The following is a 12,041-nucleotide window of genomic DNA, read 5'->3' as shown; positions in this document are numbered from 1 at the left end:
GCTTTCACGTAAAAGCCCGCGTCCCCGGACAGGAGCCGCCTTAGCTCAGCCGGTAGAGCGGCGCATTCGTAATGCGTAGGTCAGGTGTTCGAGTCACCTAGGCGGCACCATTCTCCCTCATGAGTCGATACTTAGCGCCCTCGCGCGCCGAAGTTCGGCGTCGGCGACGTCGACCGGCGTTCAATGATCGCCAAGTTCATCACCTCAACTTATCGATCGCAGAAGCCCTGTTTCTACTGGGAGAAAACCCAGTTTCCTTCGGCTAATCTGCAATACGAGCGAAATATTCCGGCGTTGCGTTGTGGTCGCTATGGCGGCGTTCGCCGCCGCGTTCGTTCGCGTCCGGGGTTGGGTCGATGGGGGTTCCGAGGGTGATCACGGGTTTGAAGGCGGCGCGGGTCGTCGTGGCGTTGGGGCTGGCGGTCGCGATCGGCCAGGCGCAGGCGGCCTCGCCGCCCAAGACGCCGGTCACCGCCATCATGGGCGCCACCGTGTTCGACGCGACGGGCGCGGCGCCGCACGTGGCGAACGTCATGATCCGCGACGGCCGCATCGCCGACGTCGGGCCGAACGTGAAGGCCCCGGCAGGCGCGGTGGTGATCCAGGCCAAGGGCAAGGCCCTGCTGCCCGGCTTCTTCGACCTGCACACGCACTGGACGCCGGGCGGCCAGCCGGCCGTGGCGCCGCCGATCGCCGCCGCCTACGTCTCGTCGGGCGTGACCACCGTCAACGATTTCCACCAGCCGCCCGAAGCATACGTGCCGCGCCGCCGCTGGCTGACGACGCTCACCACGCCGCACGTGAACTTCACGGCGCGCATCAGCACGCCGGGCGGCCATGGCGCCGACTGGGCCGACGAGGCGACCACCAAGTGGGTCAGCACGGCCGAGGGCGCCCGCGCCGCGGTGAAGAGCCTGATCCCCTACAAGCCCGACGCCATCAAGGCGTTCTCGGACGGCTGGCGCTACGGGGCCGGCCCCGACAACACCAGCATGGACTACTGGACGCTCTCGGCCCTCGCCGACGAGGCGCACAAGAACGGCCTCAAGGTCCTCACGCACACCGTGACGGTGGAACGCGGCAAGGTCGCCGCCCGCGCCAAGGTGGATGTGATCGCCCACAGCCTGCAGGACCGCGAGGTGGACGACGAGGTCGTGGCGCTGATGAAGGCCAACGGCACCACCTATGCGCCGACCCTGGCCGTCTACGAGCCGATCAAGCCCGGCGCGCCGCAGCCCGCCAACCGCGACGATCCGCGGATCCAGAACGCGCTGAAGAAGTTCGGCTATGCCCTGCACAACGTGAAAGCCCTGCACGATGCCGGCGTGATGATCGCCGTGGGCACCGACGCCGGCATGCCCGGCACGCCGCACGGCGCCTCGACCCTGCGCGAGATGGAGCTGCTGGTGCAGGCGGGCCTGACGCCCGCCGAAGCGCTGATGGCCGGAACCGCCAACAGCGCAAAGGCGATGAACGAACTGGCCGACCGCGGCACGATCGAGAAGGGCAAGCGGGCCGACCTGGTGCTGATCGACGGGGCGCCCTGGGCGCAGATCGGCGACATCCGCAAGACGGACCGCGTCTGGGTGGACGGCAAGCTGGCCTACGGGCAGGGCTTCAAGCCGACGGCGGCCGACGGCCAGCTCTCGATGCCGGCGATCAAGGCCAAGGCGCTGGTGGACGACTTCGAGCGCCCCGATGGCCGCACCCAGGCCGACACCCTGCGCCTCGACGACATGGACGGCGGCCACGACCGCTCGGTGCAGGTGAGCCAGATCACCGTGCGCAACGGCGCCGACCACGCCCTGCTGCTGGCCGCCCGCATGGCGCAGAAGGAAGACCCCAGCGCCGGCGTCCTCTTGCCGCTCAGCCGTGGATCGGTGGAGCCCGTGGACGCGAGCGCGTTCAAGGGCGTGCGCTTCGACGTGCGCGGCGACGGCGGCGAATACGCCTTCACCGTCGGCGCCCAGGGCGGCCGCTGGCGCGCGCCCGTCAAGGCGGGCCCGGAATGGACGACGGTGGAGATCCCGTTCGCCGATTTGAAGCGCGTCGCGGGCCGCGGCGGCTCCACTGCGGCGTGGACGGGGACCGACCTGATCGACCTAGGCTTCAGCGGGGGGCGCGACCCCGGCCAGCGGCTGTGGCTGCAGGTCGACAACGTGACCTTCTACTGATCCGAACCGCCGACACCGCTGCTACCGACCGACCTTTGGGGGACTGCCGATGAAGTTCGAACGCGCGATCTCGGGCGCCGCGACGGCGCTGGCCCTTTGCGCGCTGCTGGCCGCGCCGCTGGCGCAGGCCGCCGGGCCGGTCACCTCGCCCAAGGAGGCCTTCGGCCACGACATCGGCGACGACTACTTCCTGGCGAACTACACCCAGCTCGAGGCCTATTTCAAAAAGGTGGCCGGCCAGTCCGATCGCATCAAGCTGGTCGAGATCGGCAAGACCGAGGAGGGCCGCTCCGAATACATGGCCATCGTCTCCTCGCCGGCGAACCTGGCGAAGCTGGACCGCTATCGCGAGATCGCCCGCAAGCTCGCCAAGGCGGAAGGCGTGTCCGAGCAGGAGGCCCACGCGCTGGCGGCCGAGGGCAAGGCGGTGATCTGGATCGACGGCGGCCTGCACGCCACCGAGGTGGTCGCCCCTCAGGCCCTGATCGCGGCCCTGCACCAGTGGCTGACCCGAGACGACGCCGAGACGAAGCGCATCCTGGACGACACCATCATCCTGTTCGGCCAGGTGAACCCGGACGGCATGGAGCTGGTGTCCAACTGGTACATGCGCAACGCGGACGAAAAGAAGCGCGAATTCAATAGCCTGCCGCGCCTGTACCACAAGTACATCGGGCACGATAACAACCGCGACTACTACATGTCGGCGATGAAGGAGACGACGAACGTCAATCGCATCTTCTTCCGCGAGTGGTATCCGCAGATCATCTACAACCACCACCAGACCGGGCCGGCCGGCACGGTGGTGTTCGTGCCGCCGTTCCGCGACCCCTTCAACTACAACTACGACCCGCTGGTGATGACCACGCTGAGCGAGGTCGGGGCGACCATGCACAGCCGGCTGATCGCCGAGGGCAAGCCGGGCTCCACCATGCGCAGCGGCGCCACCTACTCCACCTGGAACAACGGGATGGAGCGGTCGATCACCTATTTCCACAACGCCGTGGGCCTGCTGACCGAGATCATCGGCAGCCCCACGCCGACCGAGATTCCCCTGCTGGCAAAGAACCAAATCGCCCGCAACGACCTACCTGCGCCGATCGCGCCGCAGACTTGGCATTTCCGCCAGTCCATCGACTACTCGCTAACCATGAACTACGCGGTGCTCGACTACGCCTCGCGCAACCGTGAGCGCCTGCTGTTCAACATGTGGCGAATGGGCGCCAACTCCATCGAGCGCGGCCGCGAGGATAGCTGGACCGTCACGCCCAAGCGCATCGAGGCGCTCGAAGCGGCCGCCAAGGGCAAGCCGCTTGTGGGCTCGGGCCGGAACCAGGGGCTGCAGCCCGACCTCTTCAAGCAGGTGCTGCGCGACCCCGCGAACCGCGACCCGCGCGGCTACATCATCCCCGCCGACCAGGCCGACCTGCCGACGGCGGTGAAGTTCCTGAACGCGCTGATCAAGACCGGGGTCGACGTTAAGAAGGCGACCAAGCCCTTCACGGTGGCGGGCAAGACCTATCCCGCCGGCTCGTACGTGGTGAAGGCCGACCAGGCGTACCGGCCGCACGTGCTGGACATGTTCGAGCCGCAGGACCACCCGCACGACTTCGCCTACCCCGGCGGCCCGCCGGTGCCGCCCTATGACTCCACCGGCTACACTCTGGCGCTGCAGATGGGCGTGGCGTTCGACCGCGTGCTCGACGGCTTCGACGGCCCGTTCGAGGCCGTGCCCGACCTGATCGCGCCGCCAGCGGGCCAGGTCCTCGGCTCGGGCAAGGCCGGCTACCTCGTCAGCCACGAGGTCAACGACAGCTTCATCCTCTCGAACCGCCTGCTGAAGGCCGGGCAGCCCGTCTACTGGCAGAAGGCGGCGACCAAGGCCGCCGGCCGCCCGTTCGCGCCGGGCGCGCTGTGGATCCCCGCGACGCCACAGACCCGCGCCATCGTGGAGAAGGCGACCCGCGAGCTGGGCCTTAAGGCCTATGCGCTGGGGTCGGCCCCGTCGGGCGAGCGGCTGAAGCTGAAGCCGGTCCGTGTGGGCATCGTCGACAAGTACGGCGGCAACATGCCCGCGGGCTGGACCCGCTGGCTGATGGAGCAGTACGAGTTCGACTACAAGGTGGTCTATCCGCAGCGTCTGGACGCGGGCGACATCGCCAAGGACTTCGACGTCCTGGTGTTCGCCAACAACGTCATGTCGGCCGACGAGTTCGGCGAGGGCTCGGGACCGAGACAGCCGAAGCCCGAAGACATCCCGGCCGAGTTCCGTTCGTGGCTGGGCGAGGTGACCCGCGACAAGACCGCTCCGCAGATCGCCAGCTTCCTGAACGCCGGCGGCGCGGTGGTGACCATCGGCAACTCGGCCCGCCTCGCCGACATGCTGGGGGCGCCGGCGGCCAGCGCCCTGAACGGCGCCGACGGCAAGCCGCTGCCCCGCAACAGTTTCTACATCCCCGGCTCGCTGCTCGAGGTCGCGGTCGACAATTCCAAGCCCCTGGCCTTCGGCGCGCCGAAGTCGATGAACGTCTTCTTCGATCGCAGCCCGGCCTTCGCCGCCAATGTTGGAGCCCGCGCCGCCTGGTATCCGCAGGGCGACGTCTTGCGCAGCGGCTGGGCCGTGGGGCAGGAGAAGCTGAACGGCGCCGGGGCGGTGACCGAGCTGGACGTGGGCAAGGGCAAGCTGTTCCTGATGGGCCCTGAAGTCGCCCAGCGCGGCCAGTCGCATGCGGCGTTCAAGTTCCTCTTCAACGGCCTGCAGTACGGCCCGGCCGTCGGCCGGCCCTGAGACCAAGTTTCGACCGGAGTTCGCTCAATGCCCCGATCCCTCGCTTCCCGCCTGGCCGCCGGCTCGGCGCTGCTGGCCGTGCTCCTGGCCGCCGGCGCAGCCGAGGCCAAGGTCGCCGCCCCACAGCGCGCCGCCATCCTGGCGTCGGTCGATAAGGCTGGGCCGCACCTCGGCGAGGTGGCGCACCAGATCTGGGACTACGCGGAAGTCGGCTACCAGGAGACCAAGAGTTCCGCCCTGTTGCAGAGCGAGCTGAAGGGCGCGGGCTTCACGGTCGAGACCGGCGTCGCGGGCATGCCCACGGCCTTCGTCGCCAGCTTCAAGAACGGCGATGGCCCGGTGATCGCCATCCTCGCCGAGTTCGACGCCCTGCCGGGCCTGGCCCAGAAGGCCGAGCCCCAGCGTGCGCCGATCGCGGGCCAGGCGGCGGGTCATGCCTGCGGCCACCACGTGTTCGGCGCGGCGTCGGTGGCGGCGGCCCAGGCCGTGAAGGCCTGGATGGTCGCCAACAAGATCAAGGGCGAGGTCCGCGTTTACGGCACGCCGGCCGAGGAGGGCGGCTCCGGCAAGGTCTACATGGTGCGCGCGGGACTCTTCAAAGACGTCTCGGCCACGCTGCACTGGCACCCGTCCGACTCCAACGACGCCTCGCAGACGATCTCGCTGGCCAACGTCAGCGGCAAGTTCCGCTTCACCGGCCGCGCCGCCCACGCCTCGGCCTCGCCCGAGAAGGGCCGCTCTGCCCTGGACGGCGTCGAGGTGATGAACGTCGCCGTAAACTATCTGCGCGAGCACATCCCGGACGGCACGCGCATCCACTACGTGGTCACCGACGGCGGCCAGGCGCCGAACGTCGTGCCCGACAAGGCCGAGGTCTACTACTACGTCCGCCACACCGATCCCGAGGTGGTCCGCGATGTGATCGCCCGGGTCCAGAAGGCGGCGGAAGGGGCCGCCACTGCCACTGAAACCAAGGTGACGTTCGAACAGACCGGTGGTGTCTACAACATGCTGCCCAACGACACCCTGGGCCGGCTCATGGACCGCAACCTGCGCGAGGTGGGCGGCGTGAAGTACGACGCCCAGGACACGGCTTTCGCCGAGGCGATGGTCAAGCAGCTTCCGCCCAGCAAGGCCACGATCGCGAATGCGGCCCAGATCGACGCCTACACGCTCGGTGGCGGGGGCGGTGGCTCCACCGACGTGGCCGACGTGAGCTGGGTGACGCCGACCGCGGGCATGACCGCGGCGACGTGGGTGCCCGGAACGCCGGCCCATAGCTGGCAGGCCGTGGCCGCGGGCGGCACGCCGATCGCGGTGAAGGGCGGCGTCGTGGCGGCCAAGACGCTGGCCCTGACGGCGGCCGACCTGCTGACCGACCCGACGCTCATCGCCAAGGCCCAGGCCGAGCTCGGCCAGCGCCGCGGCCCCGACTTCGTCTACAAGGCCATGGTCGGCGACCGCCCGCCGCCGCTCGACTACCGATCGAAGCCCAAGGGCGCTGAGTAGGTTCTACCCTGCGGCGGCTCTATCTGAGCGCGCTCCCTGCCGAACCGCTTTCCGCATCCGCGGATCGCGCGCTAAGCCGCGGTCTCGCTCGGCACGCCGCCCATCTGCCGTCCGAGTTCGCCCGCAGCGGCCATAACCGCGGCGACGACGCGATCGCGCTTCTCCTCGAACCGGGGCGTCACGCAGCCGGCGTTGATGGCCCCCAGCGCATGGCCCTGCGGGTCCAGCACCGGCGCGGCCACGCCCGTGCCGCCCAGGGCGAACTCCTCCATGACGATGGCGTGGCCCTCCTCGCGGGCGCGGGCGATGATCTGCAGCACGGCCTCGGGGTCGGTCACCGTATGCCGGGTGATCGCCGGGAAAGGCCCGGGCCCGATAAGTCCCGCCCAGTCGGCGCGCGGACGGCGGGAAACGAGCACCCGGCCGATAGCGGTGCAATAGAGCGGGATCGGCCGCCCGATGGCGGCGGTATAGCGGACCTCCACGTCGGCCACGACCTGGGTCAGCACCCGGGCGTGTCCCGGCTGGTCGAAGACGCCGAAGGTCACTGACTCGCCCAGTTCGTGACTCAGCGCCTCCATCACGGGCCGCGCGGTCGCCACGATCCGCGCATAGGGGTCGCTAACCCAGCCGAACGCTCCGCCGCGGTACTGATCGGTCAGGAGGTACCGGTCGCTGAGTGGGTCGCGGTAGGCGTACCCGCGATTCACGAGGGTCCGCAGCAGCATCAGGGTGCTGCTCTTGGGGGCGTTGAGCCGGAGGGTGGCTTCGCGCAGCAGGACCCCGTCCTCGCTGGCGGCGATCAGTTCGACGAGATCGAGCACCCGCGCCGCCGAGAGAACGTTGTCGGTCATCTAAATGAACGTCGTTCCAGTTGATGAACGCATTGTCGCCACGCGCCAGAGACCCCGTCAATCGCGGAACGCCGCGCGGCGGACCGCGGGTCTCAGGTGCTCAACCGTTAGCCGAATGGGGCCGGGGGCGGAAACCTATTCCAGTTGTGGAAGCTATCAGCCGCGAATGTCACAGGGTTACCAATTCCTGAACAATGCTCGATCCTGAGTTGCGGCGCTGACGCAAGCGCAGAGTCCACTGCTGTATTGTCCACCCGGGCGATTGCCGCGCGATGTGGCGTTCGCGCCTTGCGCCTCGCCCCAATTCGGGCGCCGTGCGACTGATCCATCAGCCCGGGTTATTGAACAGTCCACGAACGGTTGTTTGACGCGGCCTCCCCGACTGGCCACTATCCTCACGGGCGGGCGCCGAGTTTCGCGCCGGCCGGATGAGGGGAAAACAAGACATGATGGGTACTCGTTCGCGGGGCCGGATGGCCCTGCTCGCGACGAGCGCGCTCTGCGCCGCTGTTGGGTTCGCTGGCCAGGCCTCCGCACAAGCCGCTTCCGATCCGAGCGAACTCGAAGAGATCGTGGTCGTCGGCTCGCAGATCCAGGGCTCCAAGGTGACGGCCGCCCTGCCGGTGACCGTGGTCGACGCGACGCAGATCCAGGCGACGGCCGCCGGGTCGGGCGACGAACTGTTCCGGACCATCCCGCAGGCCGGCAACGTGACCTTCAACTCGAGCTTCCTGCCGGGCTCTTCCAACTCGGCGCGCGGCGACGTGAACTCGATCAGCCTGCGCAACCTCGGCGCCGGCAACACCCTGGTGCTCATCAACGGTCGCCGGACGGTCTACCATCCGACCACCCAGGCCGAGTCCCTGGTGCCCACCTTCACCTACAACACCAACGCCATCCCGGTGGCCGGCCTGAAGAGCATCGAGGTGCTGCGTGACGGCGCGGCGGCCATCTACGGCACCGACGCGGTGGCCGGCGTGGTCAACACCGTCCTGCGCGACGACTTCGACGGCGGCCAAATGGAGTTCCAGTACGGGACGGCCACGGGCACCAACCTGCGCGAAGGCCGCCTGACGGGCCTGTTCGGCGACAACTTCCAGGAGGGCCGGGGCAACATCACGATCTTCGGCTCGCTGGAGAAGCGCTCCGCCCTGCTTGCGTCGGACCAGGACTACACGTCCATGTCCGACCGCCGCCCCCTCTTCGCGGGCACTGAGTTCGCGAACACGGTCGGTCTCGATTCCCGCCCCACCGCCACGGGCTTCGGCGCGTTCCAGGCTGTCGGGGTGACGTCCGCGATCCGTCAGGGTTCGACGGCGATCACCGGCTCGACCGGCATCTTCCACTACTCGCCGCAGTCGGTGAGCTGCACCGTCGTGGTCGGGCCCGGCCTGTGCATCGTGCCGGGCGCCTTCAACACGACGACCGATCGGGCCTTCCGGGTCGATCCCGTGCGCTCGCTGAAGTCCTCGGTCATTCCGCAGGCGGACCGGACCAACATCTTCATCACCGGTCACTACGACATCAACGACGACGTCACCTTCTTCGGCGAGGCGGGCTACTACCACGCCCGCACCGAAGGCAACGTCGCCGCCTACAACGCGCTGAGCACCTCGCCGACGATCAGCATCGGGCCGAACGCCTACTACAACCCCTTCGGCGCCGCGACGCTCGCCAACGGGCAGCCGAACCCGAACCGCCTGCCGAACCTGGTCGGCGTGCCGGCCAGCGGCCTGCGCCTGACGGTCAACGCGTATGGCCTGCTCGACCTCGGCCCGTCGCAGGTCATCGTGAAGAACGACCAGTACCGCGTGCTGGGCGGCCTCAAGGGCAAGAAGTTCGGCTTCAACTGGGAAAGCGCGGTCCTGTATTCCGAAGCGACGGTGGACGACCTGTCGTATGCGGTGGACGGGACGGCGCTGTCCAAGGCGATCAACCGCACGACCCCGGATGCGTACAATCCGTTCAATGGCATCGGCGCCGGGACCGACCTCGTCCTGGGCGGTGACCAAACCCCGTCGAGCGCCGCCGCGATCGCCGGCCTGGTCATCCCCATCACGCGCGCGAACAAGACCACGCTCGCGCTGTGGGACTTCAAGGTGAACCGTCCGGATCTGATCTCGATGTGGGCGGGTGACATCGGCATCGCCGCCGGCGTCGAAGTCCGCCGCGAAACCTACCGCGACAACCGGGACGACAACATCGACGGCACGATCCAGTACGTCGATGCGGTCACGGGCCCGATCGTCGGCAGCGCCGTGGCGTTCAGCAATATTCCCGGATCGTCGGTCTCCCCGGACGTGAGCGGCCACCGCACCGTGATGTCCGCCTACGCGGAACTGGCCGTGCCGCTGGTCTCGCCCGAGATGAACATCCCGTTCGTCAACCGGCTCGAGATGCAGCTCGCGGGCCGCGCGGAGGACTACAGCGACGTCGGCAGCATCGCCAAGCCGAAGGTGGCCGCAGCCTGGGACATCATCCCCGGCTTCCGGCTGCGCGGCTCCTGGTCGAAGGGCTTCAAGGCGCCGAACCTGGAACAGATCAACGTCAGCCAGGTCAGCCGCACCAACAGCCGCCAGGACTACTACTTCTGCGAGGCGGACCTGCGGGCGAAGCGGATCACCAGCTTCACCCAGTGCGCTCAGTCGCGGACCACCCGCGCGGTGCGCGCCGGCAACCCCGACCTGAAGCCTGAGACGTCGGAAAGCCTGTCCTACGGCTTCGTCTTCCAGCCGGAGTTCATCCCGCCGGAATACGGCCGGGCGACGGTCACGGTCGACGTCTGGAAGATCAAGCAGAAGGGCATCGTCGGCCTGTTCGGCGAAGGCAACGCGGTGATCCTCGACTACCTGCTGCGCCTGCAGGGTTCGTCGAACCCGGCGGTGCACCGCCTGGCGCCGACCCCGGACAACATCGCCGTCTTCACCGGCTCGGGCCTCGCGCCGGTCGGCTTCGTGGAATACGTCGACGACAAGTACGTCAACCAACTGCCGCAGGTGGCCCAGGGCGTCGACGTGGGCGTCAACTACCGCCTGAACACCGACAGCTTCGGGGACTTCACCATCGATGTGAACGTCGCGCGCCTCGACAAGCTGTACCAGTCGCCGACCGAGGGCCTCGCCATGCTGATCGCTGCGCGGTCGGCGGGTCAGATCAACGCCGGCACCATCATCACCGGCGGCCAGGACATCGTCGGACAGAACGGCACGCCCGAGTGGCGCGGCACCGGCTCGCTCAACTGGCGCTACGGCAAGTTCACGGCCAACTGGTTCACGACCTACACGGGCAGCTTCTACTCCACCGCCCTGACCTACTCGACGGGCGAATACTTCCGCGTCCCGCGCACCTGGGTGCACAACGTGTCGGTCTCCTACACCTTCGAGGACACCAACAAGTACCTGAACAACACCCGCGTGCTGGTCGGCGCGCGGAACGTGTTCGACAAGGATCCGCCGCTGGTGTCCGACGGCTATCCGGCCTCGGTCTACAACCCCTACGGCCGGTACCTCTACTTCAACATCCGCAAGAGCTTCTAAGCCGGGTGTCCAGAGCCCCTCCCGCCACGCGGGAGGGGTTTTCCTTTTCGGGGAACAGTCATGAGTAAGGTCGCCCGCCGCGCGTTGAACGCCGCGTTCGTCAGTGTCCTGGCGCTCTCGGTCGCCGCCGCCCCCGCCGCCTGGGCCCAGGACGAGGGGCCGCCTTCACAGGGGCTCGCCCAGACGGGCGGGGACCTCATCGGCTACCGCTCGATCCACCACCCGGTGATCGGCCGCGACGGCATGGTGGTGGCCCAGAACAAGATCGGCGCGCGGGTCGGCGCCGACATCCTCGCGAAGGGCGGCAATGCGGTCGATGCGGCGGTGGCCGTGGGGATCGCCGAAACCCTGACCCTGCCGCGGGCCGGCAACCTCGGCGGCGGCGGCTACATGCTGGTGTACGACGCCGCCAGCAAGAAGACGGTCGCCATCGAATACTACGGTCAGGCCCCGCTGGAGGTGAAACCCGACCTGCTGCTCGGCCCGGACGGCAAGGTCTCCAACGACAAGGTCATGTCGTTCAAGGGCGTGACCGTCCCCGGCACCGTCGCCGGCCTCTACGAGGCGCACAAGCGCTTCGGCAAGCTGCCCTGGGCGACGCTGGTACAGCCGACCATCGACCTGGCGAGCAAGGGTGTGGTGATGAGCGACGACGAAGCCTCGGCCCTGGCCGGCCGCAAGGCGATGATGGCGAAGGATCCCAACGGCGCGCTGAAGGTCTACTTCAAGAAGGACGGCTCGGCCTACAAGCCCGGCGACGTCTTCAAGAACCCCGACCTCGTCTGGACCCTGAAGCAGATCCAGGCCCGCGGCGCCGACGGCTTCTACAAGGGCCCTGTGGCCGACAAGCTGGTCGCCGGCATCCAGGCCGGCGGCGGCATCATCACCAAGGCCGACCTCGCCGCCTACAAGGCCAACGTGCTGGAGCCGATCTGGTCGGACTACCGCGGCTACCACATCGCCTATATGCCGCCGACATCGGCCGCCTCCAGCGTGGCCGAGGCGATGAATATCATCGAGCAGTTCCCTATGGCGGACTACGGCCAAGGCAACGTGGCCAGCATGCATCTCATCGCCGAGGCGCTGAAGATCGTCACCGTTGACCGCCGCTATTCCGGCGGCGGCCCGCAGTGGAAGACGCCGGCGAAGGGCATCGCCAGCGAGGAGTTCGCCAAGGAGC

Annotated in this window: 6 protein-coding genes and 1 tRNA gene; 6 read left to right on the top strand and 1 reads right to left on the bottom strand. The window is 68.3% G+C overall.

Going from position 1 to position 12,041, the window contains the following annotated elements; translation table 11 throughout:
- Positions 1-34: 34 nt before the first annotated feature.
- The 4 genes from Q0L11_RS03230 (at position 35) to Q0L11_RS03215 (ending at position 6,471) form a co-directional block, all read left to right on the top strand.
- Positions 35-110, top strand: a tRNA-Thr gene (locus tag Q0L11_RS03230).
- Between the two features lie 261 nt (positions 111-371).
- On the top strand, positions 372-2,174 hold the full coding sequence (locus tag Q0L11_RS03225) for a CIA30 family protein (RefSeq protein WP_296595410.1): 1,803 nt from the start codon (positions 372-374) through the stop codon (positions 2,172-2,174).
- Positions 2,175-2,223: 49 nt separating this feature from the next.
- Entirely contained in the window at positions 2,224-4,962 is a 2,739-nt protein-coding gene (locus Q0L11_RS03220; RefSeq protein ID WP_296595409.1) for a M14 metallopeptidase family protein, read from the top strand.
- Positions 4,963-4,989: 27 nt separating this feature from the next.
- On the top strand, positions 4,990-6,471 hold the full coding sequence (locus tag Q0L11_RS03215; RefSeq protein WP_296595408.1) for an amidohydrolase: 1,482 nt from the start codon (positions 4,990-4,992) through the stop codon (positions 6,469-6,471).
- A 71-nt stretch (positions 6,472-6,542) separates the two neighbouring features.
- Here the strand turns inward: Q0L11_RS03215 and Q0L11_RS03210 are convergent, their stop codons facing one another.
- Positions 6,543-7,325, bottom strand: a complete 783-nt coding sequence (locus Q0L11_RS03210; protein WP_296595407.1) for an IclR family transcriptional regulator — start codon at positions 7,323-7,325, stop codon at positions 6,543-6,545.
- Between the two features lie 446 nt (positions 7,326-7,771).
- Here Q0L11_RS03210 and Q0L11_RS03205 point away from each other — a divergent pair, with 446 nt between their 5' ends.
- On the top strand, positions 7,772-10,861 hold the full coding sequence (locus Q0L11_RS03205) for a TonB-dependent receptor (RefSeq protein ID WP_296595406.1): 3,090 nt from the start codon (positions 7,772-7,774) through the stop codon (positions 10,859-10,861).
- 60 nt (positions 10,862-10,921) lie between these two features.
- The coding region (locus tag Q0L11_RS03200) for a gamma-glutamyltransferase (protein WP_296595405.1) at positions 10,922-12,041 on the top strand (1,120 nt) is incomplete at its 3' end.

This window comes from Phenylobacterium sp., from assembly GCF_024508875.1.
Lineage (GTDB): Bacteria > Pseudomonadota > Alphaproteobacteria > Caulobacterales > Caulobacteraceae > Phenylobacterium.
Note: the sequence above shows the minus strand (reverse complement) of the source record. Positions and strands in the feature narration are given on the sequence as shown.

What these genes read in the sequence shown, in the direction of transcription:
- Q0L11_RS03210 (WP_296595407.1), bottom strand. Translation starts at nt 7,325, where the DNA reads ATGACCGACAACGTTCTCTCGGCGGCGCGGGTGCTCGATCTCGTCGAA.
- Q0L11_RS03205 (WP_296595406.1), top strand. Translation starts at nt 7,772, where the DNA reads ATGATGGGTACTCGTTCGCGGGGCCGGATGGCCCTGCTCGCGACGAGC.
- Q0L11_RS03220 (WP_296595409.1), top strand. Translation starts at nt 2,224, where the DNA reads ATGAAGTTCGAACGCGCGATCTCGGGCGCCGCGACGGCGCTGGCCCTT.
- Q0L11_RS03215 (WP_296595408.1), top strand. Translation starts at nt 4,990, where the DNA reads ATGCCCCGATCCCTCGCTTCCCGCCTGGCCGCCGGCTCGGCGCTGCTG.